At 56.7% G+C, this 25,047-nt stretch carries 25 protein-coding genes; 16 read left to right on the top strand and 9 right to left on the bottom strand.

Going from position 1 to position 25,047, the window contains the following annotated elements; all coding sequences use genetic code 11:
- The first annotated feature begins 1 nt into the window (after window position 1).
- Window positions 2-1,114 (top strand): cellulose synthase complex periplasmic endoglucanase BcsZ, encoded by a 1,113-nt coding sequence (gene bcsZ / locus TU76_RS16415; RefSeq protein WP_019822755.1) that lies wholly within the window; start codon window positions 2-4, stop codon window positions 1,112-1,114.
- Window positions 1,102-4,620, top strand: a complete 3,519-nt coding sequence (gene bcsC / locus TU76_RS16410; protein ID WP_019822758.1) for a cellulose synthase complex outer membrane protein BcsC — start codon at window positions 1,102-1,104, stop codon at window positions 4,618-4,620. The genes bcsZ and bcsC overlap by 13 nt, the downstream gene beginning before the upstream one ends.
- Before the next feature lie 114 nt (window positions 4,621-4,734).
- On the opposite strand, the gene gorA is transcribed toward bcsC, so the two are convergent.
- Both gorA and galU read right to left on the bottom strand, forming a co-directional pair.
- Entirely contained in the window at window positions 4,735-6,093 is a 1,359-nt protein-coding gene (gene gorA, locus TU76_RS16405; protein WP_019822760.1) for a glutathione-disulfide reductase, read from the bottom strand.
- Between the two features lie 134 nt (window positions 6,094-6,227).
- Window positions 6,228-7,067, bottom strand: coding sequence for a UTP--glucose-1-phosphate uridylyltransferase GalU (galU, locus tag TU76_RS16400; protein ID WP_019822762.1), 840 nt, complete (start codon window positions 7,065-7,067; stop codon window positions 6,228-6,230).
- A 226-nt stretch (window positions 7,068-7,293) separates the two neighbouring features.
- On the opposite strand from galU, the gene TU76_RS16395 reads away from it, so the two are divergent.
- Both TU76_RS16395 and TU76_RS16390 read left to right on the top strand, forming a co-directional pair.
- Window positions 7,294-7,476 carry a hypothetical protein gene (locus TU76_RS16395; protein ID WP_019822764.1) on the top strand — a complete coding sequence of 61 codons (183 nt, stop codon included), beginning with the start codon at window positions 7,294-7,296 and terminating at the stop codon, window positions 7,474-7,476.
- Window positions 7,477-7,509: 33 nt separating this feature from the next.
- Window positions 7,510-7,791, top strand: coding sequence for a hypothetical protein (locus TU76_RS16390; RefSeq protein ID WP_019822766.1), 282 nt, complete (start codon window positions 7,510-7,512; stop codon window positions 7,789-7,791).
- Between the two features lie 58 nt (window positions 7,792-7,849).
- Here TU76_RS16390 and TU76_RS16385 read toward each other — a convergent pair whose 3' ends face one another.
- The 3 genes from TU76_RS16385 to TU76_RS16375 form a co-directional block, all read right to left on the bottom strand.
- A complete protein-coding gene (locus TU76_RS16385; RefSeq protein ID WP_019822768.1) occupies window positions 7,850-8,776 on the bottom strand; it encodes a c-type cytochrome in 927 nt (308 codons plus the stop codon).
- Window positions 8,773-9,423: a c-type cytochrome gene (locus TU76_RS16380; RefSeq protein ID WP_019822769.1), complete on the bottom strand. Its 651-nt coding sequence runs from the start codon at window positions 9,421-9,423 to the stop codon at window positions 8,773-8,775. The genes TU76_RS16385 and TU76_RS16380 overlap by 4 nt, the downstream gene beginning before the upstream one ends.
- A 183-nt stretch (window positions 9,424-9,606) precedes the next feature.
- Complete coding sequence (locus tag TU76_RS16375; protein ID WP_019822771.1) at window positions 9,607-9,960, bottom strand: hypothetical protein; 354 nt, start codon at window positions 9,958-9,960, stop codon at window positions 9,607-9,609.
- A 208-nt stretch (window positions 9,961-10,168) separates the two neighbouring features.
- Between TU76_RS16375 and TU76_RS16370 the strand changes: the two genes are divergently transcribed.
- The 6 genes from TU76_RS16370 (at window position 10,169) to modC (ending at window position 13,999) form a co-directional block, all read left to right on the top strand.
- Window positions 10,169-10,471, top strand: a complete 303-nt coding sequence (locus TU76_RS16370) for a DUF1883 domain-containing protein (RefSeq protein ID WP_003445729.1) — start codon at window positions 10,169-10,171, stop codon at window positions 10,469-10,471.
- 18 nt (window positions 10,472-10,489) lie between these two features.
- Window positions 10,490-10,657, top strand: a complete 168-nt coding sequence (locus tag TU76_RS25415; protein ID WP_019822775.1) for a hypothetical protein — start codon at window positions 10,490-10,492, stop codon at window positions 10,655-10,657.
- Between the two features lie 5 nt (window positions 10,658-10,662).
- On the top strand, window positions 10,663-11,319 hold the full coding sequence (gene alkB, locus TU76_RS16365) for a DNA oxidative demethylase AlkB (protein ID WP_048352113.1): 657 nt from the start codon (window positions 10,663-10,665) through the stop codon (window positions 11,317-11,319).
- Window positions 11,320-11,462: 143 nt separating this feature from the next.
- The gene (modA, locus tag TU76_RS16360; protein ID WP_048352112.1) at window positions 11,463-12,230 is read left to right on the top strand and encodes a molybdate ABC transporter substrate-binding protein; all 768 of its coding nucleotides are present in this window, start codon (window positions 11,463-11,465) and stop codon (window positions 12,228-12,230) included.
- Complete coding sequence (modB, locus tag TU76_RS16355; protein ID WP_048352111.1) at window positions 12,231-12,911, top strand: molybdate ABC transporter permease subunit; 681 nt, start codon at window positions 12,231-12,233, stop codon at window positions 12,909-12,911.
- A 2-nt stretch (window positions 12,912-12,913) separates the two neighbouring features.
- The gene (gene modC, locus TU76_RS16350) at window positions 12,914-13,999 is read left to right on the top strand and encodes a molybdenum ABC transporter ATP-binding protein (RefSeq protein WP_048352110.1); all 1,086 of its coding nucleotides are present in this window, start codon (window positions 12,914-12,916) and stop codon (window positions 13,997-13,999) included.
- Here the strand turns inward: modC and TU76_RS16345 are convergent.
- The gene (locus TU76_RS16345; protein ID WP_048352109.1) at window positions 13,991-15,274 is read right to left on the bottom strand and encodes a Wzz/FepE/Etk N-terminal domain-containing protein; all 1,284 of its coding nucleotides are present in this window, start codon (window positions 15,272-15,274) and stop codon (window positions 13,991-13,993) included. The two genes, modC and TU76_RS16345, sit on opposite strands and share 9 nt — an antisense overlap.
- A gap of 349 nt (window positions 15,275-15,623) precedes the next feature.
- On the opposite strand from TU76_RS16345, the gene TU76_RS16340 reads away from it, so the two are divergent.
- A complete protein-coding gene (locus tag TU76_RS16340) occupies window positions 15,624-16,559 on the top strand; it encodes a LysR family transcriptional regulator (RefSeq protein WP_019822785.1) in 936 nt (311 codons plus the stop codon).
- Here TU76_RS16340 and surE read toward each other — a convergent pair.
- Window positions 16,556-17,332 carry a 5'/3'-nucleotidase SurE gene (gene surE, locus TU76_RS16335; protein ID WP_019822787.1) on the bottom strand — a complete coding sequence of 259 codons (777 nt, stop codon included), beginning with the start codon at window positions 17,330-17,332 and terminating at the stop codon, window positions 16,556-16,558. The two genes, TU76_RS16340 and surE, sit on opposite strands and share 4 nt — an antisense overlap.
- A 66-nt stretch (window positions 17,333-17,398) precedes the next feature.
- Complete coding sequence (gene hemB / locus TU76_RS16330; protein ID WP_019822789.1) at window positions 17,399-18,373, bottom strand: porphobilinogen synthase; 975 nt, start codon at window positions 18,371-18,373, stop codon at window positions 17,399-17,401.
- A 319-nt stretch (window positions 18,374-18,692) separates the two neighbouring features.
- On the opposite strand from hemB, the gene TU76_RS16325 reads away from it, so the two are divergent.
- From TU76_RS16325 to TU76_RS16310, 4 genes are all read left to right on the top strand, one after another.
- Complete coding sequence (locus tag TU76_RS16325; RefSeq protein ID WP_019822791.1) at window positions 18,693-18,989, top strand: ArsR/SmtB family transcription factor; 297 nt, start codon at window positions 18,693-18,695, stop codon at window positions 18,987-18,989.
- Window positions 18,990-19,043: 54 nt separating this feature from the next.
- A complete protein-coding gene (locus tag TU76_RS16320; RefSeq protein WP_048352108.1) occupies window positions 19,044-20,054 on the top strand; it encodes a zinc-dependent alcohol dehydrogenase family protein in 1,011 nt (336 codons plus the stop codon).
- Window positions 20,055-20,134: 80 nt separating this feature from the next.
- On the top strand, window positions 20,135-20,608 hold the full coding sequence (locus TU76_RS16315) for a YbaK/EbsC family protein (protein WP_019822796.1): 474 nt from the start codon (window positions 20,135-20,137) through the stop codon (window positions 20,606-20,608).
- A gap of 175 nt (window positions 20,609-20,783) precedes the next feature.
- Window positions 20,784-22,655 carry a DUF3857 domain-containing transglutaminase family protein gene (locus TU76_RS16310; protein ID WP_019822798.1) on the top strand — a complete coding sequence of 624 codons (1,872 nt, stop codon included), beginning with the start codon at window positions 20,784-20,786 and terminating at the stop codon, window positions 22,653-22,655.
- 64 nt (window positions 22,656-22,719) lie between these two features.
- Here the strand turns inward: TU76_RS16310 and pgm are convergent, their stop codons facing one another.
- Window positions 22,720-24,360, bottom strand: a complete 1,641-nt coding sequence (gene pgm / locus TU76_RS16305) for a phosphoglucomutase (alpha-D-glucose-1,6-bisphosphate-dependent) (protein ID WP_019822800.1) — start codon at window positions 24,358-24,360, stop codon at window positions 22,720-22,722.
- A gap of 196 nt (window positions 24,361-24,556) precedes the next feature.
- On the opposite strand from pgm, the gene eco reads away from it, so the two are divergent.
- Window positions 24,557-25,039: a serine protease inhibitor ecotin gene (eco, locus tag TU76_RS16300; RefSeq protein ID WP_019822802.1), complete on the top strand. Its 483-nt coding sequence runs from the start codon at window positions 24,557-24,559 to the stop codon at window positions 25,037-25,039.
- Window positions 25,040-25,047 lie beyond the last annotated feature (8 nt).

Here is a 25,047-nt window from a genome sequence, read left to right as displayed (position 1 = left end):
CATGAAACGATTTGCAGCACTCGCCCTGACGTCAACCTTGGGTTATCTGCCTCTGGTGGCGAGTGCGGCATCCTGTGACTGGCCCGCCTGGGACAGTTACAAGAAAACCATGATGAGCAGCGACGGGCGCATCATTGATGGCTCGTCGGCACAATTGATCACGACCTCGGAAGGGCAAAGTTACGGGCTGTTTTTTGCCTTGCTCGGCAACGACAAGAAAAGCTTCGCGACTATTCTCGAATGGACCCGCAACAACCTTGCAGATGGCAGCCTGGAGAAGAATCTGCCCGCCTGGCAATGGGGCCGCGACAAAAGCGGCCAGTGGCACATCCTGGACAGTAACAATGCCAGCGATGCAGATCTGTGGATCGCCTACAGCCTGCTTGAAGCCGGACGACTGTGGCAATGGCCCGAGTACGTGGCGCTGGGGCAAAACATGCTCTGGCGCAGTGCGGCCCAAAGCCTGCGCAAGATGCCCGGGCTGGGCCTGATGTTGTTGCCCGGTGATGTGGGTTTTGACAGCCCCAAAGGCTGGCGCCTGAACCCCAGTTACTTGCCACCGCAACTGTTGGCACGCTTTGCCCGTATCTCACCGATCTGGGCTGAACTGGCGAACAATCAGCAACGCATGCTGATCGAGGGCTCTCCCAAGGGCTTTGCCCCTGACTGGCTGCTGTGGAAAGCCGGGGGTGGCTGGGCACCCGACACCAAGGACGGTTCGCAGGGCGACTACGATGCCATTCGCGTCTACCTGTGGGTCGGGATGCTGGCTCAGGACGCGCCCGAGCGGCAGACCCTGCAACAGCACTTTGCACCCATGGCCAACCTCACTCAAACCCTGGGCTATCCACCAGAAAGCGTGAATGCAGTGACCGGCAAGTACACCGGAACGGGGCCGGTGGGGTTTTCCGCCGCCATGCTGCCATTACTGGCAAGCCTGGATTCCCCCGCGCTGGGCGTACAACAGGCACGAATACAGCAACAGCCGCCTGCGGCCGATGCCTATTACAACCAGTCGTTGCTGCTGTTCGGCCAGGGCTGGGATGAAGAACGCTATCGCTTTGACAAGGATGGGCAGCTTTTACCTGGGTGGATCAACACATGCCAAAAATAACAACATGGGCGTTCCTGCTCGGTGGACTGTCCACTGCAGCCGTTGCACAGCCGACTACCGTGCAGGAACAACAGCAGTGGCTACTGGAGCAGGTACGTATCGGTGAAGCCATGTACCGCGAAGATCTGGTACGCGACTCATTGGCACGTCTGCAATTGATCTCCCCCAATAACCCGCAGGCGCTGGTCGCTTCGATTCGCCAGGCATTGCTGGACAAAAATCCGGAATTGGCCCGCCAGCGACTGGCGCAGTTGCAAAATGTAGCCCCTGACTCTTCGGCACTGCGTCAGGCCCAGAGCCTGATGAAACTGCAAGACCCGCAAAGCCAGAAAGACCTGCAGCAGGCGCGCCTGTTTGCTGCCGCCGGCAGGCCAGAAGAAGCCGTTGCCATCTTTGAGCGACTCTTTGGCAATGCCCCGCCCGATTTCGCCACGGCACTGGAATACCTGCGCATTCGCAGTAATATCCCGGGCCAGCATCCTCAGGTTATCGATCAGCTGCGCGCACTGGACAAACAGTACCCGGGCAACGCAGGCCTGCGCCAAACCCTGGCCGACTTGTTGTTCCGGGAAAAACGCGCGCCAGAAGCCCTGGCCGTGTTGCAACAACTGTCCAGCGATCCGATTGCCAGTAACGCTGCGGCCGAGCGTGAATACACCTACCTCGGCACACTGCCCATCGACCGTACATCGGCCCAGGCCTGGCAGGGGTTTATCGCCCGCTACCCCAATTCCCCACTGATCGGTGAGGCCAACAAGAACCTGCAACAACAGCAGCGTTTGCTGGGCGACCCGGCGTGGAACGCGGGCACCCAAGGCAAGCAGATGATTGATCAGTCGCGCAATCCGGTGGCCGCTGAAGGGCAATTGCGCCGCGCCCTCAAGCAATACCCGGACGATCCGACCCTCTACGGTGCCCTGGGCATGGCGCTGTTTCGTCAGGGCCGCTATGCCGAAGCCAACACCAGCTTTTCCACAGCGCGAACCAAGGAGCAAGATACCTCCAACATCAGCAAGTGGCAGGACCTGATGGACGCCAGTCGGTACCGCATGTTGCTCAGCCAGGGCGACAAGGCTCTTGAGCAGAAGAACCTGCCAGCGGCACGTAACGCATTTTCACAGGCCCGCAAGGCCAAGCCCGCCGACGCCGACCCACTCATTGGCCTGGCCAGCGTTGCCCAAGCCGAGCATGACGATATTCAGGCTGAAGCCCTGCTGTTACAGGCCCGTCGCCTGGAGCCAGGTAATGGCAGCGCCGTACGTGGCCTGGTTCGCCTGTACAGTGCCCAGGACCCGCAAAAGGCCAAGGTGTTCCTCAATGGCCTGCCCGCCTCCAGCCAGAAGGAATTCTCCGGGTTGCGCCAGAGCATGGAGCTGGACGAACTGAATCAGCAAGCCGATGCAGCTACTGAGCGCAAGGACTGGCCGCAAGTGGCGGGGTTGCTGAGCAAGATACGTAACGTGAACCCCGATGAACCCTGGGTGACTTACCGCCTGGCCAACGCCCAGCGCGAAATCAAACAGCCTGGTGCAGCCGACGACAGCTTCAAACAGTTGATGACCCGTCAGGGCCGTAACCCTGAAGCCGTGTACGCGTACGCGCTCTATCTTTCAAACACCGACCGCGACGCCAGTGCCTTGAGCGCCCTGGAGACATTGCCCAAGGCGCAGTGGAACGACTCCATGCGTGAACTGGACTCCCGTCTGCAGCGCAACGTACTGGTTGCTCGTGCCGAAAGCCTGCGCGCAGCTGGCCAAGAGCCACAAGCCATTGCGCTGTTGATGCAAACGGGCGACAGCGACGACCTGATGACTGTCGCAGGCTGGGCCCAGGAACGCGGCGACTACGTGCAAGCACAAAGCCTTTATCTCCAGGTGCTCAAGACGGACCCTGGCAATACCGGGGCACGACTGGGGCAAATCGAAACCCTGATTGCCGGCCAGCAACTGCCTGCAGCTCGCCAGCAGCTAGCACAGTTCAATCCAGCCCCGGGCACTGTGCTGACGCCTTCCGAGCAACGTCGAGTGGCCAGTGCATGGGTCGCTGTGGGTGAGCCCGACAAAGCACAGGCCATCTATGCGCAGTTGCTGAAATCGCCTCAGCCCGATCCATTGGTTTATCGCGATGCGGCACGGCTGATGTCGGCCAAGGAACCGCAACAGGCGCTGGATTACTACGCCAGCAGCATGGCGGCGGCGGGCCTGATTACTCCTGAGCAGGCCAACCCCCGGGACAACCGCGCCATGACCATGGCCAGTCGCGAGAAAGACGATGACCAGTGGCTGGCAAGCAGCTTGCGCAGCGACGTGGACGAGCTGTACCAACGGCAAAACCCTACGGTCCACCTGTACACCGATTACGGATGGCGCTCGGATGATGCCTCCAAAGGCACTTCCGATACCGTCACTCAGTCCACCATCCTGCAACTGGATTTACCCGTCTATGACGGAAAAGGCTTTGTAAGAGCTGAGCAATTGAGCCTGAATGCCGGCGATTTTGACGTTAACGATGAGGGCCGAGTTACCGAGGCATATGGCACGTGCCAGGTGGGACAAACTCGCTCAGGCAATGAGGGGTGTGAGGACAGTTCACAATCGGCCAGGGGGACGATGATGGCGGTGGGCTGGAAAAATCCGAACTGGGAAGTCGATTTTGGTCGTACCCCGGACACCTTCAAAGTACCCAACTGGCTGGGCGGCATTGCGTACAGCAACAAGATCGGCTCCGTAGGCTGGACACTGACCGGTTCCCGTCGGCCCATGAGCAACTCCATCCTGTCTTATGCCGGTGCAAAGGATCCGCTTACGGGCATCACGTGGGGCGGCGTGACGACCAACGGGCTGACCTTGGGCCTGAGCCACGACGAAGGCGGCAAGGATGGGGTCTGGGCCAGTTTTGGACAGCATTGGCTACGCGGTAAAAACGTCGAGGACAATCACAAGAGCACGGCCATGGCCGGGTATTACTACCGTTTGGTCGAGCGGGCTGACGAGCGTCTGCGCACCGGTCTTACCGTCATGTACTGGGGATATGACAAGGATCTGAGCGAGTACACCCTCGGCCAGGGCGGCTATTACAGCCCGCAGAAGTATTACTCGATCGGTGTTCCGCTCAACTATGCCTGGCGTAATGCCAACTGGTCGGTATCCCTGGAAAGCTCGGTGAGCTGGTCCAAATCCAAAACCAGCAGCAGCGACCTCTACCCGTTGGACAACTCGGTGAGCCAACTGACTGACGTGTTGAATCAGGGGGGCTATGACATCGTCAGCGACCCCTCATTGACCAAGAGCGGCAGTAGCAGCAGTGGCATTGGCTATCGCTTGCAAGCCCTGGCGGAACGCAGGCTGTCAGACAACCTGGTGCTGGGTGGCGGCGTGCTTTATCAGCACAGTGATGACTATGCACCCAGCCGGGCGATGCTCTATCTGCGTTATACCTTCGACGTCTGGCAGGGGAACTTGCCATTGCCGGTACAGCCGTTGGTGCCGTATGCCGACTTCAGGTAACAGCGCAAACCGGTGAAGGTCTCGTGGGAGCGAGCCTGCTCGCGAAATGTTCTTCGCGAGCAGGCTCGCTCCCACGGCTGAACTTACTCTGACAGCGTTACAGAGCTATACGGTTCAGCGCTTGACCGGCGTACGCATGGTCACAAACTCTTCGGCGGCCGTCGGGTGTACCCCGATGGTTTCGTCGAAGTGCTGCTTGGTCGCCCCCGCCTTCAAGGCAATCGCCAGGCCCTGCACGATCTCCCCCGCCTCCGGGCCGACCATATGGCAACCCAGCACCTTGTCGGTGTCGGCGTCGACCACCAGTTTCATCAGCGTACGTTCCTGGCACTCGGTCAGTGTCAGTTTCATCGGCCGGAAGCTGCTCTCGAAAATCTGCACCTTGTGCCCGGCTTCAATGGCCTGCTCTTCGCTCAGGCCCACTGTGCCGATGTTGGGCAGGCTGAACACTGCTGTCGGGATCATTTGGTAATCGACCGGGCGATATTGCTCAGGCTTGAACAGGCGGCGTGCTACGGCCATGCCTTCAGCCAGCGCCACCGGAGTCAACTGCACGCGACCGATTACATCGCCGATGGCCAGAATCGACGGCTCGGCACTTTGGTACAGATCGTCCACTTCCACAAAGCCGCGCTCGTCGAGTTTGACCCCGGTGTGCTCCAGGCCCAGGTTATCGAGCATCGGGCGTCGACCCGTGGCATAGAACACGCAATCGGCAATCAGCTCACGACCGTCTTTAAGCGTGGCTTTCAGGCTGCCGTCAGGCTGTTTGTCGATGCGCTCGATATCGGCGTTGAACTGAACATCCATGCCGCGCTTGGTCAGCTCTTCGTGCAAATGCTTACGCACCGCACCGTCAAAACCGCGCAGGAACATTTCACCGCGGTACAGCAAGGAGGTTTGTGCACCAAGGCCATGGAAAATCCCGGCAAACTCAACGGCGATGTAACCACCGCCCACCACCAGTACACGCTTGGGCAAAGTGTTGAGGAAGAACGCTTCGTTGGAGCTGATCGCGTGCTCATGGCCCGGGATCTCGGGGATCTGTGGCCAGCCACCGGTGGCGATCAGAATGTGCTTGGCGGTGTGGCGCTGACCGTTGACCTCAACTTCATGAGGCCCGGTCAGTTTGGCGTGACCTTCCATTAAGGTAACGCCGCTGTTCACCAGCAGATTGCGATAAATGCCGTTCAGGCGATGGATTTCGCGATCCTTGTTGGCGATCAGGGTCGCCCAGTCAAAGTTCGCCTCTCCAAGACTCCAGCCAAAACCTGAAGCCTGTTCAAAGTCTTCGGCGAAATGCGCGCCGTACACCAGCAGCTTTTTAGGGACACAACCCACGTTGACGCATGTCCCCCCCAAGTAGCGGCTTTCGGCTACGGCCACTTTTGCGCCGAAACCTGCAGCAAAACGGGCAGCACGCACACCGCCAGAACCCGCACCAATTACAAACAGATCAAATTCGTAGGCCATTTCTATCTCCTAGGCAGGCCATCAGCATAATCACTTCGGCGCGATTGGCCAGCGCCGCAGGTTAGCGAAGGCAAAAAAACGAAAAAGCCACCCGAGGGTGGCTTTCTTTTGAAGCTCTCTACAACTCGGCGCTATTAGTAAGCCTTGCCGGTTTTGTAGAAGTTTTCGAAGCAGAAGTTGGTTGCTTCGATGTAGCCTTCAGCGCCGCCGCAGTCAAAGCGTTGGCCTTTGAATTTGTACGCGATCACGCAACCGTTTTGTGCCTGTTTCATCAGGGCGTCGGTGATCTGGATCTCACCGCCTTTGCCAGGCTCGGTCTGTTTGATCAGATCGAAGATGTCCGGGGTCAGGATGTAGCGACCGATGATGGCCAGGTTCGACGGAGCATCTTCAGGTGCCGGTTTTTCAACCATGTTACGCACGCGGTACAGGTCATCACCGATCATTTCGCCAGCGATCACGCCGTACTTGTTGGTTTCGGCAGGATCAACTTCCTGGATCGCGATGATAGTGCAGCGGTACTGGTTGTACAGCTTGACCATCTGCGTCAGGACGCCGTCGCCATCCAGGTTGACGCACAAGTCGTCCGCCAGCACTACGGCAAAAGGTTCGTCGCCGATCAGTGGGCGGCCGGTCAGGATTGCGTGACCCAAGCCTTTCATTTCGGTTTGACGGGTGTAAGAGAACGAACATTCGCTCAGCAGGCGACGGATACCCACCAGGTACTTTTCTTTGTCAGTACCCTTGATCTGGTTTTCCAGCTCGTAGCTGATGTCAAAGTGGTCTTCCAGAGCGCGCTTGCCACGGCCCGTTACGATGGAAATTTCAGTCAAGCCAGCGTCCAGTGCTTCTTCAACCCCGTACTGGATCAGTGGCTTGTTCACCACCGGCAGCATTTCTTTAGGCATGGCCTTTGTCGCTGGCAAAAAGCGAGTGCCGTAACCGGCTGCTGGGAACAAGCATTTCTTGATCATATGAGTCCTTTAAAGGGCTGTACGTTCCAATTTTGGCGCAGTCTAATCAGGCGGCATCGACGTTACAATGCCTCTCGATAGCAAACTGATGCCAACCTAGATAAATATTTTGAGCGTTAGTTCCTTTACGATTGATTTTGATTGTTGGCCCATCGTGTTTAGCAACACCCCTGTTGCTCTTGCGCTATCATCAGGCCATTAATCCAGCCAATCAGGCAGCTCTTCGATGTCCGCAACAATCAGCGTCAACGGTTATGAAATCAAACCCAATGAAAAGGGCGAGTGGTGCGTGTTTGATGCGTCCGGTGAAAACGTTGCAGGTCCTTTCGATTCGCAACAGGTTGCCGCAGAGGTTGCCTCGGTTTTCCAGGACCAGCCTGCCCCTCCCGCTCGTCGACGCAGCAAATAAAATTAAACCTACCTACGTGATAACACTACCTCGATGAAAAACATTCTGACATTACTCGTACTGGCCACACTGGGCGGTTGTGCAACCGCGTCCAGTACCTATCTGGCCGACGGCAAGCAAGGCTTGAGCATAGACTGCTCTGGCGAAGCCATGTCGTGGGCCAAGTGCTACGAAAAAGCTGAAGCCTCCTGTGCCGGTACGGGCTACACCATCATGGGCACTGATGGCTCGCCTGCGGTCAAAGAACGCGACAAGACACTGGGCGTAGACGTAGGCAATTTCAACAGCCGAAACATCGTGGTGGCTTGCAAATAGCTTGCCCACGGGCGTCAGCGGATGCCGCTAAAGTGCAAGGCTTTAGCGGCACCCGGGCTTACTTGACGCCTTGCCCGATCAACACGCCATCAATGGTTTGACCATAAGCATTGACTCCGTCATTGGCGTGAAACTTGACCCGGGTTTTTTCCACTGATCCTTCGACCAAACGCGGGTCCTGCGGCCGTTCGTGGGTGTTTACATAGGCCGCCACGTCCCAGGCTTGCTCGTCACTCAAACTGTTGGCCTTGCCCAGGGGCATGTTGTGCTTGATGAACGAGGCAGCGGTATTGATCCGATGCATCCCGGCACCCCAGTTGTAAGAGTCCTTGCCCCATAACGGCGGCATTACGTAGTCCTCTCCAACTTTTTGCCCCTGCCCGTTGTCACCATGGCAAATGGCACACTGAGCCTGGTACACCGCTGCACCGCGCGCCAGGTTGTAACCCCCTGAGGGCTCGGGAACGTCCGGGTATCCGCGACCAGGCAACTCAACCCCCGTAGGCGCCTTGGTCGATAGCCAGTAGGCGTAGGTCGACAACGCAGTAATCTCTCGACTGTCGGCCGCAGGAGGTGTGCCGCCATTCATGCTGAATTGAAAACAACCCTGCAAGCGCTCGGCAAACGTATTGACCTTGTCGTTTTTCTTACGGTAGGCCGGGTACATGGGGTACGCGCCCCACAGAGGTGCCGAATTGGCCATCCGGCCCTGATCCAGGTGGCAATTGGTGCAGTTAAGTCCGTTACCCACAAATTTCGGAGCCTGGCGTTTGGTATCGACAAACAGGGCATAGCCGTCCAGCACCATTTTGCCGTAAGCGTTGTCCGGCAATTCGCTCTGCAGTGGCGGCTGAAAGTAAACCGTGCCGTGATCGACTGCTGCAGGTGTTTTGATCTGGGACTGATCCTCCATCGCAATGGTCGCGGCATAAGCCCCGGAGCTCAGGAGGATTGAAACTGCACAGACTGGCGTCAGCATGTTCATGGGGTGACCTCCTTGTGACCCACGTTGGCGAAATACTCGGCAACCGCCTTGATTTCATCCTCGGTCATGGCCTTGGCGATATGGCCCATCAAGTCATTGGGATCATTGTGTCGAGACCCGTCTCGCCACGCATTCAACTGCGCCGTCAGGTACATCGCAGGTTGATTGGCCAGTGGCGGAAAAGCGCTCCCCACCCCTACACCGCCGGGCCCATGACAACTGACGCACTCGGGGATCTGTCGATCCCAGGCGCCGCGCAGGGCCAGTTTTTCGCCCAGGCTTGCGGGCATGCTGCTGCGATTGATGGCAGGCACTTCAGGTGCTGGCATCGCGGCGATGGCGGTGGTGACAGCGGTTATTTCCTGGTCGGTCAGCGACTTGGCCAATGGCTGCATTACTGGACTGACCCGTTTTCCGCTTTGGAAATCGTGCAACTGCTTACTCAGGTAATCGGCAGAAATACCGGCTAATCGCGGAAAACCGGCTGGTGCCAATCCCATGCCATCTGCACCGTGGCAAGCCACACAGGCGGTAGCACCCGGCTGGGCTCCACCCTGCAGATAGAGGTTGGGGGACGGCTGGGCCTGAACGTTGGTGAAGGCGAGTAACATCACGCTGCTCAGTAGCGTTGGTTTAAGTGGAATCATGGCCACTCCATTATTGTTATATGCTTAGGCCTACAAAATATAAGCATATAGATCCTAGGAGATTTCCCAGGGGCTCACAACATTGGAGTGGGCCTGAACCAGGCCCGAGGCGAAAAAAAACCTGACACCGCGCAAGGCAGTTGTCAGGTTCGGGGGCTGCAGAGCGTTAACCGAAGCGGCAGCTCAGTCGCCAGAAATACAGTGTGTTGCGGCTTTGCGGATGTCGCCCGGACGAACCGGCACATTGGACATGCTTTCGAAGACCTTGATGCTGCTGCCCCCGGAGCGTTCTTCGATATCAATCACCGCTGTAGGATTGGACGTCAACTTTTGAGGGACGATGATCCGAAATCCTTCTTTGTGCGGCTCAATCTGTGGCGCCTTGCGCGTCTTGGACAGTTGCTGCACCACACACTGAGCGTAGGCATTCGGCTTCTTGCCTGAAATCACATTCATGGTGGGCAGAGTCTGCTCAATATCCGTGACGGATGCACAACCACCCAAAGCCAGCACCGCCGCTAGTACGCCCCACTTCATAAACTTTCTCCGTTAAAGACCCTACGACAGCAGAAATTCAGGATTTCTCCATGGGCATAGTGAATAAATACTCAATAGTGGCGGATTATCCACGTTTTACGTCAAACTCACCTGCATCACGGCATAATACTCGCCTTTAGCCACCTGACTGGTCTAAAGCACATGCTATCGTGCTGATTTTTAAGCAGATTCCCATTCTGGAGCGCAAATGAAATTTATTCACCAACGTGAGCACCTCAACGAGGATGACATTGTTGTCATCGAGTGCTCCCAACCTTGCAACATCCGCCTGATGAGCGATGCGCACTTTCGCAGCTTCAAAAACGGTGGGCGTCACTCCTATCACGGCGGCGCATTCAAAGATTTCCCGGCGAGAATCACCGCGCCGAGCACCGGTTTCTGGAACATCACCATTGACACCGTCACCAGCCGGGCGATCAGCGTAACCCGCAAGCCGAGCTTCCAGCCGACCATTAAAATCGTGCGCCGCTCCAGCTCTAAACTTCGCTAAACCAAGGCAGGAATTACCGTGCAAACCACCAAGTACGTCATCAAGTACAAGCTCAACGGCGAACGCCGCTTTGAGTTCGCCCAGCTTCAGACTGGCTCGCAAACGGAAGCCCGCGAAGCACTTGAGAAGATCCACAGCGATGCTGACGATGTGATCACAGATATCAAGGCAAGCAAGGCACTTTAAGCATCATGTCTCTGGACCTGTTTGCCGAGCAGGACCTGCAACAGCCCGCCCGTGTCGAGCGCATCAGCGACCAGGCGTTTGTGCTGCGCGGGTTTGCCCTGCCCCGGATCAAAGAGCTGCTGGCGGCCCTCGATACTGTTTTGCTCCAGTCTCCCTTACGACAGATGCAGACGCCTGGCGGCTTCACCATGTCCGCCCGTTTGAGCAGTTGCGGCGATTGGGGTTGGACAACTGACCGCGACGGGTATCGTTACAGCCCTGTCGACCCGTTGAACGCACGTCCCTGGCCAGCCATGCCGGGTGTCTTCCTGGCACTGGCCGAGGCTGCAGCCAGCGCAGCAGGGTTCGAGAATTTCGTGCCCGATGCCTGCCTTATCAACTCATATGCCCCGGGCGCCAAAATGTCGCTCCATCAGGACAAAAACGAGCGTTCATTTATTGCCCCCATCGTGTCGGTATCTTTGGGACTCCCTGCGGTTTTTCAGTTCGGTGGGTTCGAACGCAGCGATCCGAGTCAGCGTATTTCACTGTTCCATGGCGACATCGTGGTCTGGGGTGGCGTTGATCGCTTGCGGTTTCACGGCGTGATGCCCATCAAACCCGGACACCACTCACTGTTGGGCCAACAGCGGATCAATATCACCCTGCGCCAGGCCGACTGAGCTCCATTTAATACCCCGCCTCCCTCCCATTTCAGTACGGCTGTACAAAGCGCTGTATAAATTTTTATATAGCGGATATCGTTCCAGCGCCCAATACAATTTGATAACCATGGGCTGCCCTCGCCTCTCAATGGAGTTTTGCCATGAATGTTCGTGCCCGCCCCTATATCCCTGAAGCGTTAGCCGCATTGCTCGGGTGTCTTGCATTCACCTCGGCCCAGGCGGATGAGGTGCAGGTTGCAGTGGCAGCCAACTTCACGGCACCGATCCAGGCCATTGCCAGCGACTTTGAAAAAGACACCGGGCACAGGTTGATTGCAGCGTATGGCGCCACAGGACAGTTCTATACCCAGATCAAAAATGGAGCGCCATTTGAGGTGTTTCTGGCCGCCGACGACACCACGCCCCAGAAGCTGGAAAAGGAAGGCGATATCGTCCCCGGATCGCGCTTTACCTATGCGATTGGCACCCTGGCGCTGTGGTCCGCCAAAGACAGCTACATTGATGGCACTGACAAGGCGCTGATCGACAATCAGTTCAAGCACTTGTCCATCGCCAACCCAAAGGCTGCACCCTACGGGCTGGCGGCCACTCAAGTACTGGCCAAACTGGGACTGACTGACAAGGTCAAAAACAAGATCGTTGAGGGCCAGAACATCACCCAAGCCTATCAATTTGTTTCCACGGGCAATGCTGAGCTGGGCTTTGTAGCCTTGTCGCAGATCTACAAAGACGGCAAGGTCAGCAATGGCTCTGCCTGGATTGTCCCTGAGGTGATGCATGATCCGATCAGACAAGATGCTGTCATCCTCAAAAAAGGCGAGAGCAACCCTGCCGCCAAGGCGCTTGCCGACTACCTGAAAGGTCCAAAGGCCACAGCCATTATCAAATCCTATGGTTACCATCTTTAAATGCCGCTAACGAGTGCTGACTTTGCTGCGATCTGGCTGACCCTGCAACTGGCGTCATTGACCACTGTCATCTTGCTGATTGTCGGCACTCCAATCGCCCTGTGGCTGGCGCATACCCGGTCACGGTTTCGTGGCCCCATCGGGGCGATCGTGGCATTGCCTCTGGTGTTGCCGCCCACCGTCATTGGCTTTTATCTGCTGCTGGCGATGGGGCCACACGGCTATGTCGGGCAGTTCACCCAGTTTCTGGGATTGGGCACCCTGACCTTCAGCTTTGCCGGGCTGGTGATCGGATCGGTGATTTACTCCATGCCTTTTGTCGTACAGCCTTTGCAGAACGCATTCACGGCCATTGGCCCCAGGCCGCTTGAAGTGGCTGCCACCCTGCGGGCAAACCGGTGGGATACCTTTTTCACCGTTATCTTGCCCCTGGCAAGGCCCGGCTTTATCACCGCCGCGATTTTGGGCTTTGCCCATACCGTCGGTGAATTTGGTGTGGTGCTGATGATTGGCGGCAACATCCCGGAAAAAACCCGGGTGGTCTCGGTGCAGATCTACGACCACGTCGAGGCACTGGAATACGCACAGGCACACTGGCTGGCAGGAGCAATGGTGGTGTTTTCCTTCCTGGTACTACTGGCGCTGTATTCAAGCCGCAAATCTCAAACCGGCTGGAGCTGAGCATGTCCTCGATCAACCTTCGGCTGCAGCACGGCTATCCCGGCTTTGCCCTGGACCTGGACCTGCAACTGCCGGGCAAGGGTGTGACCGCGCTCTATGGTCACTCAGGTTCTGGTAAAACCACCTGCCTGCGTTGTATCGCAGGACTAGAGCGTGCCAGCAAAGCCTATGTGCAGATCAACGATGAGGTTTGGCAAGACAGCCATAACGATCTCTTTGTCCCGGTGCACAAGCGAGCGCTTGGATACATCTTTCAAGAGGCCAGCCTGTTCCCCCACCTCTCGGTGCGAGCCAACCTGGAGTTCGGATTGCGCCGGATTGCGCTCAAGGAGCGGCGGGTTGATATGGCTCACGCCACGCAGTTGCTAGGTATCAGCCACCTGCTGGAGCGCGCACCGAAAAACTTGTCGGGGGGTGAACGCCAGCGGGTGGGCATCGCCCGAGCGCTGCTGACAAGCCCAAGGCTGCTGCTGATGGACGAACCATTGGCCGCGCTGGACAGCCAGCGCAAGCGTGAAATCATGCCGTACCTGGAGCGCCTGCACGCCGAACTGGACATCCCGGTGCTGTACGTCAGTCACTCCCAGGATGAAGTTGCGCGCCTGGCCGACCATATCGTGCTGCTCAGCGAAGGCAAGGTACTTGCCAGCGGCCCCATTGGCGAAACCCTGGCCAGGCTGGACCTGCCACTGGCACGGGGTGATGACGCCGGGGTCGTGGTTGAAGGCCAGGTCACGGATTACAACCTCCACTATCAGCTACTGACTCTGCAATTGCCCGGCAGCAGCCAGCATCTGAGAGTCGCCCACGCCTCAATGGCCGTCGGCCAGACGTTACGCGTCAAGGTCCAGGCGCGGGACATCAGCCTGAGCCTCAGCTCTGGCGAGCACAGCAGCATTCTAAATAGCCTGCATGTGACGGTGGTGGGCGAGACCGCAGCCGACAACCAGGCCCATGTCCTGGTGCGTCTGGATGCCGGCGGCACCGCCTTGCTGGCGCGGATCACGCGTTATTCACGAGACCAGTTGGGGCTGTACGTAGGGCAGTCGCTCTGGGCACAGATCAAATCGGTAGCAGTATTAGCCTAGGGTCTGTTCGCGGCGGATCTTCATGAAGCTGCGAAACGTCGCAATCATCAGGCCCAACATCAGGCCCATTAACACGCCAAGCGAGACTATGAGTGCTTTTTTGGGCTTGATCGGATCAGACGGCGTCAGGGCCTTGCGGTCAACGCTGACCAAGCCCAGATTGCTCATGTCAGTTTGCAAATTCCCCAAACGGTAGACCTCGGCCCTTAAAGGCTCGATATCCTTGAGAAACAAGTCTTCATTTGAGCGCTTACCGAGCATTTCGACCTGGCGATTGACATCAAGCAGTTGCATATCTTTGCGGATCTGCGAAATGCGCACATCCGTAAAGTCGTCCGTTGTGCGCTTGAGCAACACTGCCCGTTCAGCCTCAAGGGCGTCGTAGCCCATAAAGTACTGCGGGATGTCTTGGGACGTGATTTCAGTGCGCACCAGCCTGGAAGACGAACCTTGCGCCGCATCAGCCATCGCTGATGGCGTGGTCGGATGTTTAATACCCAGTGACTTGGCGATGGATATGGCTTCATTCAGCTGATTGATGCGCGCATCTCGCTCTATTTTGAGTTGCATGCGCAAGGCACTCAATTCATCCCCTAATGTTGCCCGTTGCAGCGCATAGGATTCAACTAAAGCGGCAATTTTCCCTTCTTTTTCAGTACGATAGCTTGAGCGGGCAGAGTTAATTTTTGTTTCCAGCTCTCTAAGCCGGTTATTAATAATGACCTTCAGATCCGCACTGATTTGTTCTCGCTGGCTATTGATTGCGTATTCAACAAAACCATTGAGGATTTCAACACCATTGAGATTTTCCGGATAAGTAAGCTCCAGCTTTATAAAAGAGCTCAATGCATTGGCCTTGTTTGGGTCGGGCCGGGTCAACGTAATTGCATCACGGTTGAATGTTTCAAAACTTTGCTCAAGGGTCTTCCCCTTTTTTTCCAGCGGCTTGAACAAGTCCTGGTGAGCCTTGAAATAATTCAGCCGGTTTTCATACGACTCGAGCGCCGCACCCACTTTAAGCAACGCGTCTGCAGACGGCAGTGTGTAGACCTCAGAGCGATTCAGGGCATCAAGCTCATTGATGGCTGCGGGGCGCAATAAACTACTGGTCTGGTAGACCTCTTGCGCAAATAAAACATAGCCAAGGGCCATCACCCCGGCTATTGCTGTAGTAGCACCGATTAACTTTTTTTGCTGCCAAAAAGAATGAAGCAAGTCAAAAAAGTCTATTTCACCGTGAATCTTTTTGATGGGCTGATCCTGACGAACGTTCAAATATCTGCACCTTGTAATTGTAGCTCTGTCAAGCTGGTTGCTGGGTGCGTACCTACAACGGAATATGGCCCGTGTCTAACAGGTTATTCCAAGGAAAAAACCGCGCTCTTGTAAATGACGGTCATGGAACGATAAAAATCGCTCGCTACAAAACAATATCCGACAACTTTATTAAAGTTAAATGGATTCCTACTCATTTATCAGAGTTTGCTTACAAAAGATAAAGAAAACAGCTGCATAGACTGACGATGTCTTCGACAAATACCTATTTCACGAAGGCATACGTCCGTAGTCTGTGTAATTATTGCCGCCACGAAAAAACACGCTTACGTGTGGGGTAATAATCAGGATGGATATTTTTCAGGCAATGCGAGTGTTCGTGCGCGTCGTCGAAACGGGCAGCTTTACCGCTGCGGCGCAAGCGTTGGGATATTCCACGGCGCAAACCTCGCGCTTGCTGTCTGAGCTGGAGTCTTCACTGCAAGCCCGACTGTTGCAACGCAGCACGCGACGCCTGGCGCTGACGGAGGTCGGGGCGCGCTATCTGGAACGCTGCCGAATGATCCTAGGAGAAATCGAAGACGCCAATGCCGAGGCGGCAGGAGCGCACTTGATCCCACGCGGGCATCTAAGGGTTCAGTCCACTACCGGTTTGGGCATCCAGTTGCTGGCGCCGCTGGTGGCTCGTTACACAGAGCTTTACCCGCAGGTCAACGTTGATTTGACCCTGTCTCAACGCCAACCGGACTTGCTGGAAGAAGGCCATGACGTGGTCATTACGCTGTCTGCCAACCTGCCGGATTCAGAACTGATCGGCCAACCGCTGGGCAGTATCTTCAGCGTGATCAGTGCCGCGCCTTCCTACCTGAAAGGACGGGAAGTTCCGAAAAACCCGGACGATCTGCATGAACACCGCTGTCTGCACCTGGTTGACCCGCTGTTTACCGACAGCTGGACCTTTCGCGACGCTCAAGGCGAGCAAGTGATCCGCCCCGGCAACGTATTCCAGGTGAACGTGGCTGAAGCGATGGCGCAAGCGGCCGAGGCAGGCCTTGGAGTGTGCCTGCTGCCCGACTATGTGGCCGTTGGCTCTTATCAGCGTGGCTCTTTGGTACGCCTGCTGCCCCGGTATCGACTGCATGAAAAAAATATCTACGCCCTCTACCCGTCCCGGCGTTTTCTGGATGCCAAGGTCAAAACCTGGGTCGAGTTTCTCAAGCAGGAAATACCGAAAGTGCTTGAAGGGCACCAGGCCATCGTCGATGACCCGGAGCATTGGGCTTAAACAGCGTTAAGCGCTGTACGCAGCTGCTCACGCAAGCTAACGGCAGTGCGATCAAACTCCAGTGGCGTGACTGAAATCCCGCCCTGGGTGACTACCTGGGTTTCAGTGTCGACCGCTTCCGGGTGTTGATGGCGAGTGATACTGAGCCAGTAATACTTGGCCTCACGAAAATCGGTGCGCTCGATTGCCTCCACACCGTCCATGCGACCGGCGCCCTGGCGAGTGATTTGTATCGGCCCGGCTTCATCCGCCGGAACGTCCGGAAAATTGATATTCAGGCACGCCGATTGCTCCCAGCCCTTGCCCAGCAACTGACGGATCACACCGGGGGCCAGAGCGCGAGCCGTATCCCAGCGCACAAAGCTGCGACGGGTAAAGTACTGGCTCAAGGCTATGGACGGTACCCCCATCAGCAAACCGGTCATGGCAGCCCCTACGGTGCCGGAAAACAGCGTTTCAACTCCCAGGTTGGCACCTTTGTTGATACCGGAGAGCAGCAACTGTGGTGGTTTGTCCATCAACTGCTGCAAGGCCATTGCGACACAGTCTGCAGGTGTGCCGGACACTGAAAACCGCCGTTCACCGCGCTTGGTTACGCGCAATGGGTGATGAATGCTGATAGCCGTGGAAATGCCGCTTTGGTCATGATCCGGTGCTACCACCCAGACTTCGTCCGCCAACTCGTGGGCCACTGCCTCCAGCACTGCAAGGCCCGGAGCGTCGATGCCGTCGTCGTTGGTGATCAGGATGCGTTCGAGTCGAGCGTCTGGCATGGGTAAATTCCTTTTGTGGGGTTAGTCCAGAGCAAAAGCGTTCACTCTGGACTTGCCGCATGCAGCTTAGATCCCCTGCAAGGCCAGATCCATTGCAAAGTAGGTCAAGATCATGTCGGCACCGGCGCGCTTGATCGAACCCAGGCTTTCACGCACCACACGTGCTTCGTCGATGGCACCAGCCTGGGCGCCAAACTTGATCATTGCGTACTCACCGCTGACTTGATAAGCCGCCAAAGGCAGGTGCGAGGCCTGGCGGATATCGCGAATGATGTCCAGGTAAGCACCGGCGGGCTTGACCATCAGCACGTCCGCGCCCTCTTGCTCGTCCAGCAAGGACTCACGAATGGCTTCACGACGGTTCATGGGGTTCATCTGATACGACTTGCGATCACCTTTGAGGGCGCTGCCACCGGCCTCACGGAAGGGACCGTAGAGTGCCGACGCGAATTTGGTGGAGTACGCCATGATCGAGGTGTCGATAAACCCGGCACCGTCCAGCGCACTGCGAATGGCCTGCACCTGACCGTCCATAGCGGCGGATGGCGAGATAAAGTCCGCACCTGCAGCGGCAGCCGCTACAGCCTGTTTACCCAGGTTGATCAGGGTCGCGTCATTATCGACACCATGGTCGTGCATCACGCCGCAATGCCCGTGGGAGGTGTACTCGCAGAAGCAGGTGTCGCTCATGACGACCATATCGGGGGCAGCATCCTTGCTGATGCGCACCATACGCGACACCAGCCCGTCTTCACGCATGGCATCGCTGCCGGTTGCGTCCAGATGGTGGGAAACACCGAACAGCATCACCGACTTGATACCCGCACGGGCATAACGCTCGATTTCACCGGCCAGTTTCGACTCAGGTATCCGCATCACGCCCGGCATGCTGGTGATGGGCACGAAGTCGTCGATCTCTTCTTCGACGAAAATCGGCAGCACCAGATCGTTCAGGCTGAATTCGGTTTCCTGGAACATGTCTCGAAGGGTCTGGGAACGGCGCAGGCGGCGCGGACGTACGGCGGGGAACTGGTTAGGCATCATGGTTCCTGATGGGCAGATTCAAAAAACAGACGAGCCTGGGCTCAATGGCGCAACAAATACAGGATTGATCCCGCAATTGCAAAACATCCGCCCTACGTGCGGCCGGTTGTCGCGGGGCGTGTTTACAGGGGAACGGGGCCTAATTACCACGGTGTTTCAGGTAAACCCCATTGCCTGAATCGCGAGCAAACCCGCTCCCACAGTTCACCTGTCAGGTTGAGCATTAGTGAACAACACGGCGCTGTGGGAGCCGGGCTTGCCCGCGATGGCATAACGCCGGTTGAACATTTCGGAAAAAAGCGTAATATCGCCCCCTATGATTCTTGAACAGCTCAAAGCCCTGGGTAATGACACTCGCATGCAAATGATGGAGTGGCTCAAAGACCCGCTCAGTAATTTTCCGCCTCAGGATCACGGTGATCCTGCAATTGGCGTGTGCGTTACCCATTTGCAACACAAGGCCGGGCTGTCCCCTTCTACAGCTTCAGCACACCTGGCCATTTTGCAACGCGCCGGTTTTGTCCTGACCACACGCATCGGTAAGTGGACCTACTATCGGCGCAATGAACAGGCGATCGATGACTTTGCAGCTAGGCTAAAAATCGAGTTGTAATTTTTACCCTTACATTTCGTTATTTCGCGCAATGTAAAAACATGAGGAAGCCCCATGAGCACTAAAACTATCTTCGTCCAACCTGGCGGCGGTTATCACAATGTAGTCGTTGGCAGCAGCGAAGTCAGTGCGCCGGCCCGTGGTGAAATCACTGTAGGTTTACGCGCTAATTCATTGAATTATCATGATTACGCAGTTGTAAGCGGTATGTGGGGACCCAGCGAAAAGCGTATCCCCATGGCCGATGGCGCAGGTGAAGTGATTGCCGTAGGCGCAGATGTCAGCGAGTTCAAGGTTGGCGATTCGGTGGTCAGTACCTTCTTCCCGGAATGGATCGACGGCACGCCGCTGGTTGAAGGTTTCGTCACCGTACCCGGCGATGGCATCGACGGTTATGCCCGCGAGCAAGTGACCGCCAAAGCCACATCGTTCACGCTGGCACCCACCGGCTGGAGCCACGCAGAGGCGGCGACCCTGACCACGGCAGGCCTGACAGCGTGGCGCGCGCTGATGGCCGATGACTCCCTCAAGCCAGGTGACACGGTACTGATACAAGGCACAGGTGGCGTTTCGATTTTTGCCCTGCAATTCGCCAAAATGGCCGGTGCCACGGTGATCGCGACCTCCTCCAGCGACGAGAAACTGGAACGCCTCAAGGCCATGGGCGCAGACCATGTCATCAACTACCGCAAAGACCCGCTCTGGGGCGAAACGGCCCTGGGTCTCACCGGCGGCCGTGGTGTTGATCACATCATTGAAGTCGGCGGCCCGGCGACCCTGGAACAGTCAATGATTGCCATTCGGGTCGGCGGGCATATCTCGATCATTGGCATCCTCAGCGGTGTCAGCGGCGCGATGAACTTTGTGCCGATGCTGATCAAGCAAGTACGCCTGCAAGGTGTATTGGTAGGCAGTCGCAGCCAGCAGCAGGATATGGTTCGCGCAATCAATGCCAACGGCATGCGCCCGGTTATTGATCGTCATTTCCCCCTGACCGACATGGTTGAGGCGTTCAAATACCAGGAAACCAACCAGCATTTCGGCAAGATCATTCTGGATATTTAACCGTTTCATCACCGGTGGCGCATTGACAGTGCGTCATCGGCTTCTCTAGATTCAGGCTTTTGCCTAAAGAGCCGAGCCTGATGAGCCTTGAATCCGTACGCGCATTTTTTCACGCCAACGCCCCCGACCTGCACATCATCGAATTGGCCACGAGCACGGCCACCGTCGCACTGGCCGCCGAGGCCCACGGTGTTGAGCCCGGTCAAATTGCCAAAACACTGGCCTTTCGGGTCGGCGAACGCAATGTATTGCTGGTGGCCCGGGGCGATGCCCGCATCGACAATAAAAAAATAAAGGACGCATTGGGCAGCAAAGCCAAAATGCTGGATGCCGAAACGGTCGTGGCACTCACCAGTCACCCCGTGGGTGGCGTCTGCCCTTTTGGTCTGGCCACTGAGCTACCTGTTTACTGTGACATTTCCCTGCAAAGTTTTACCGAAGTCATGCCCGCAGCAGGGGCCACTCACACCGCCGTCAAAATCTGCCCAACGCGCATGGCTGAACTGGTCAACGCGCAATGGGTCGATGTCTGCCAGCCCCTTCCCGCCGCCTGAAACGCAGGTGAGATGCTCTAGCGCGGGCCTTTCAGCGCGGCTAATTGTTCGACAATGTAGAAAATACAGTTGCGATCGATTATCATCCGCCGTTCGCGCAGCACCCTCCAACTCCATATCAAGATAAATAAAACGTCGCAGGGTGCTGTTTTTAAGGGAATAACCTGAGGCGCTCATGCACCGCTTTACTTTCAGCAAATCATTGATTTGCGCAACATTGGGGATCATCAGCCTGCCGTCTTTTGCGGCATTGCAACCAGAGTCAGAGGCAGCCTTGGCGGGTGAAACGCAGAGAACCTGCCATTTCAACAAAGACACCAGCACCGATTGCACCACGACCTACCGTTACACCATCCTCACCAACAACGGTAGGGAGATGCTGTCTCGCATCGACTTCAGCTTCCCAGAAACGGATCAACTGGAGATCATCGACGCTCAATCGACACAACCCGGCGCCAAGCCGGTGGCACTGGCCCAATCGCAAATTGACACGCGCATGGCGCCTAACCCGGATAAAGGTTTCTTGCGGGCCAGTCAGACCTCGATTGCATTCCCGAACCTGCGCATCGGCACCCGGCTCACTTACACCGTACGCGAGCATACGATGGCAAAACCCCTGATGGAGCACTTCCATTACCTCATGACGTTCGGCCCGTCCCCTGCCCGCTCGGACGCTTTCAAAACGACGTTTACCGCTGAGCAGCCGATTGTGTGGCGCAGCGAACTGATGGAAAACTTCACATTCACCCCGTCAGCCGACAACAAGACCCTGGTGATCGAGCAGAAAAAGCCGCTCTTCGTGAACTACATCAATGAAGCCGGAAACGCCTACATCCGCCAGATACCACGGGTTGAAATCGGCAGTTCCAGCCAGGTGCAGGATCACTTTGGCAGCCTCGCCAAACGCTACAACGACATTGTGTCAGCCAGGCTGCCGGCGAGCGCCGCCAAAACTGTGTCAGGGCTCAAGAATTTGCCGCCTGCCCAGCAAGTATCCGGGTTGATGCAGTACATTCATGATCAGTACCGCTACATGGGCGACTGGCGGGCCACTGATCGCGGTTATGTGCCGTTCACCCTGAGTGAAATCGAAGACCGCGGCTACGGCGACTGCAAGGACCTGTCTGTTCTGCTGACGGCCATGTTGAAGGCCAGCGGCATCAATGCCCACACCTCCTGGGTCAGCCGGGGCACCAACCCGATGGGCCTGTTATTGCCGGGTACCAGCGCTGCAAATCACGCAATCGTTCGGGCCGAAGTCGATGGTCAGGTCTGGTGGCTTGATCCGACCAACCCTGTGTTCTTGCCGGGCCGCAGCATGCCAGACATCCAGAATCGCTGGGCGTTGGTCATCGGGGCCGATGGCAAGGTGAGTGAGGATCACATCCCTGAAGAACAACCGAGCCTGAGCATGGAGGTGAAGAAGTACGAACACTTCAATCGTGAGGGCCAGGCACGCACAACCGCTGAAATCGCAATGGGCCAGATGACGCTGATGCAACTCAGTTACGCCGACACTGATTCGGGGGTTTCCGCCACCGATTTGAACCTGTGCAATCACTTCGGCAAGGAAATCAGCGACTGCAAGATCACCCGTGAGAACACCGGCTTTGTGGTACCTGAGCGTTACAGGGTCCACGCCACGCTGACGAACCTGCGCTCACTGGAAAACCTGTCCGGGCAGCACATCTACAAGCCAGCCTTCATGAGCGATCGCTGGGATACCCTGATGAACTATCGCCGCACCGGGCAACTGGCTGATTTGTATATGGCGGATCCGGAGAAAATGACCTACGACATCACGTTGTCGGGCGCCAGGGTCGGCAAGGACATCAAAACCTGCAAGGTAAACTCACCGTGGTTTGACATGGAGCTGAGTGGAAAACGCAGCAAGAATGAATACCGCTACCTCTACTCCGTCACGCAAAAACACAGCTGGTTGAGTCATGACGAGATCATGAGCGCGCCGTTCGAAGCCATGCTCCAGCAGGCCCGTGACTGCAACGAAAACATGCAACAAGTGGTGCAACTCAACGCGAAGGCCTGATAGCTGTCAGCGCTCCATAAATCAGCCTGACCCCATTGCGGGGTCAGGCTTTTTTTGGCGGGTGTTACGCGATGGCGGTGTCTACCAGCACTTGAGCTTCCTCAACCAGACGACTCAGATGCTCGTCGCCGATAAAGCTTTCGGCGTAGATTTTGTAGATGTCTTCAGTGCCCGAGGGGCGAGCAGCGAACCAGCCGTTTTCGGTCATTACCTTCAGTCCGCCGATTGCCTGATTGTTGCCCGGGGCATGGCTGAGAATTTGAGTAATGGCTTCGCCGGCCAGGCTTGTCGACTTGACTTGCTCGGGGGACAACTTGCCCAGCAGCGCTTTTTGCTGAGGGGTTGCCTTGGCATCGACACGGGTCGAGAACGGAAGGCCGAGGTCTTCGGTCATTTTCTGGTACAGCTGGGACGGATCGCGACCCGTTCGAGCGGTCATTTCTGCGGCCAGTAGCGATGGGATCAGACCGTCCTTGTCAGTCGACCAGACGCTGCCGTCCAGTCGCAGGAACGAGGCACCGGCACTTTCTTCGCCGCCAAAACCCAGCGAGCCTTCGAACAGGCCATCGGCAAACCACTTGAAGCCCACCGGGACTTCGTACAAACGACGATCCAGGCGTGCAGCCACGCGGTCAATAAGGCCACTGCTGACCACGGTCTTGCCAACCGCGGCATCAGAACGCCATTGCGGGCGGTTCTGGAACAGATAGTCGATGGACACCGCAAGGTAGTTGTTGGGCGCCAACAGGCCGCCTGATGGCGTAACAATTCCGTGGCGGTCGTGATCCGGGTCACAGGCGAAAGCCACATCGAAACGCTCTTTAAGCCCGATCAGCCCCTGCATGGCATAGCTGGAAGACGGGTCCATGCGGATCCGGCCATCCCAGTCGACGCACATGAAGCGGAAGGTCGGATCGACTGTGGTGTTCACTACTTCCAGGTTCAGGCCGTAGTGTTCGCCGATCGCGGACCAGTAATGGACACCGGCGCCACCCAATGGGTCAACGCCCAGGCGCAAGTTGGCGCCGCGCAGGATGTCCATGTCGATCACATTTTTCAGATCGGCCACATAGGTGTTCAGGTAATCATGACGGTGGGTGGTGCTGGCGTTGAGGGCCTGCTCGTAGCTGACGCGCTTGACCCCGGCCAACTTGGCCGCGAGCAGTTCGTTGGCCTTGGCTTCGATCCATTTGGTGACATCGGTATCGGCCGGGCCACCGTTAGGCGGGTTGTACTTGAAACCACCGCTTTCAGGCGGGTTGTGCGAAGGCGTAATCACCACACCATCTGCCAGCCCGGTGGAGCGGCCGCGGTTGTAACAGATAATGGCGTGAGAGATGGCCGGCGTCGGCGTGTACTCATCGTCAGCGGCGATCATGGTTTCGACGCCATTGGCGGCAAACACTTCGAGGGCACTGGCGCCTGCGGGCGTCGACAGCGCGTGAGTGTCGATGCCGACAAACAACGGACCATTAATGCCCTTCATCTGACGGTAGAGGCAAATGGCCTGGCTGATGGCCAATACATGCCACTCATTGAAGCTCAGCTCGAACGAGCTGCCGCGGTGACCGGATGTACCAAAGGCGACACGCTGGGTGGCGATCGCTGCATCGGGTTGACCGGTGTAATAAGCGGTCACCAGTCGCGGAATATCGACCAGCAACTGAGCCGGAGCCGGTTTGCCCGCAAGAGGACTGAGTGTCATGCAAAACCTCGGGAAATTAATGATTCGGAGGAAAAAAGGCAGTTTACTGGCAGTTCGACATTGGCGCGAAGTAATCTATCCACGCCAAGTGGTCTGTTTTGCACTTTAATGCACTATTCGTTGTCTGAGCTTGATCCAGACACGTTGTTTAACTCTACTGGATGTACATATTCAGCTTTGAATTAAGGAAAGCACCATGAAACCACTGGTGATCAGCGCAGCCGTTTTAATCTCCCTGAGTACGCTGTGCAGCGTGGCCAACGCCGCCAAACTGGAAGACGTCGCCCCCTACCCTAAAGCCGAAGCGGGTTTTACCCGCCAGGTCATTAATCTGCCAAAGCAGAAAAATGAAGACGATTACAAAGTACAAATCATTGCTGGCAAGACATTGCAGGTCGACTGCAACCAGCAACGTCTGGGCGGCAAGCTGGAGGAAAAAACCCTCAAGGGTTGGGGCTACCCGATGTATCGCCTGAACAAGGTGACCGGCCCCATGAGCACAATGATGGCCTGCCCTGAAGGCAAGGCGCATCCCGAGTTTGTCCCGGTGGTCGGTGATGGCTTTATGCTGCGCTACAACAGCAAACTGCCTATCGTGGTCTACGTCCCCAAGGATATCGAAGTGCGTTACCGGATCTGGTCAGCATCCAAGCAAATCAAGCAGGCGGTTGCCGAGTAAAACAGAGG

Source organism: Pseudomonas psychrophila (genome assembly GCF_001043005.1).
Classification (GTDB): domain Bacteria; phylum Pseudomonadota; class Gammaproteobacteria; order Pseudomonadales; family Pseudomonadaceae; genus Aquipseudomonas; species Aquipseudomonas psychrophila.
This window is presented reverse-complemented; position numbering and strand designations above follow the sequence as displayed.

Bases quoted from the DNA above. Each gene is read 5' to 3' on its own strand.
- surE (WP_019822787.1), bottom strand. From the start codon at position 17,332: ATGCCAGACGCTCGACTCGAACGCATCCTGATCACCAACGACGACGGC.
- bcsZ (WP_019822755.1), top strand. From the start codon at position 2: ATGAAACGATTTGCAGCACTCGCCCTGACGTCAACCTTGGGTTATCTG.
- modC (WP_048352110.1), top strand. From the start codon at position 12,914: ATGTCCTCGATCAACCTTCGGCTGCAGCACGGCTATCCCGGCTTTGCC.
- galU (WP_019822762.1), bottom strand. From the start codon at position 7,067: ATGATCAAGAAATGCTTGTTCCCAGCAGCCGGTTACGGCACTCGCTTT.
- pgm (WP_019822800.1), bottom strand. From the start codon at position 24,360: ATGACACTCAGTCCTCTTGCGGGCAAACCGGCTCCGGCTCAGTTGCTG.
- TU76_RS16325 (WP_019822791.1), top strand. From the start codon at position 18,693: ATGATTCTTGAACAGCTCAAAGCCCTGGGTAATGACACTCGCATGCAA.
- gorA (WP_019822760.1), bottom strand. From the start codon at position 6,093: ATGGCCTACGAATTTGATCTGTTTGTAATTGGTGCGGGTTCTGGCGGT.
- TU76_RS16380 (WP_019822769.1), bottom strand. From the start codon at position 9,423: ATGATTCCACTTAAACCAACGCTACTGAGCAGCGTGATGTTACTCGCC.
- TU76_RS16385 (WP_019822768.1), bottom strand. From the start codon at position 8,776: ATGAACATGCTGACGCCAGTCTGTGCAGTTTCAATCCTCCTGAGCTCC.
- hemB (WP_019822789.1), bottom strand. From the start codon at position 18,373: ATGCCTAACCAGTTCCCCGCCGTACGTCCGCGCCGCCTGCGCCGTTCC.
- TU76_RS16320 (WP_048352108.1), top strand. From the start codon at position 19,044: ATGAGCACTAAAACTATCTTCGTCCAACCTGGCGGCGGTTATCACAAT.
- modB (WP_048352111.1), top strand. From the start codon at position 12,231: ATGCCGCTAACGAGTGCTGACTTTGCTGCGATCTGGCTGACCCTGCAA.
- TU76_RS16340 (WP_019822785.1), top strand. From the start codon at position 15,624: ATGGATATTTTTCAGGCAATGCGAGTGTTCGTGCGCGTCGTCGAAACG.
- alkB (WP_048352113.1), top strand. From the start codon at position 10,663: ATGTCTCTGGACCTGTTTGCCGAGCAGGACCTGCAACAGCCCGCCCGT.
- TU76_RS16310 (WP_019822798.1), top strand. From the start codon at position 20,784: ATGCACCGCTTTACTTTCAGCAAATCATTGATTTGCGCAACATTGGGG.
- bcsC (WP_019822758.1), top strand. From the start codon at position 1,102: ATGCCAAAAATAACAACATGGGCGTTCCTGCTCGGTGGACTGTCCACT.
- modA (WP_048352112.1), top strand. From the start codon at position 11,463: ATGAATGTTCGTGCCCGCCCCTATATCCCTGAAGCGTTAGCCGCATTG.
- TU76_RS16395 (WP_019822764.1), top strand. From the start codon at position 7,294: ATGTCCGCAACAATCAGCGTCAACGGTTATGAAATCAAACCCAATGAA.
- TU76_RS16370 (WP_003445729.1), top strand. From the start codon at position 10,169: ATGAAATTTATTCACCAACGTGAGCACCTCAACGAGGATGACATTGTT.
- TU76_RS16375 (WP_019822771.1), bottom strand. From the start codon at position 9,960: ATGAAGTGGGGCGTACTAGCGGCGGTGCTGGCTTTGGGTGGTTGTGCA.
- TU76_RS16390 (WP_019822766.1), top strand. From the start codon at position 7,510: ATGAAAAACATTCTGACATTACTCGTACTGGCCACACTGGGCGGTTGT.
- eco (WP_019822802.1), top strand. From the start codon at position 24,557: ATGAAACCACTGGTGATCAGCGCAGCCGTTTTAATCTCCCTGAGTACG.
- TU76_RS16315 (WP_019822796.1), top strand. From the start codon at position 20,135: ATGAGCCTTGAATCCGTACGCGCATTTTTTCACGCCAACGCCCCCGAC.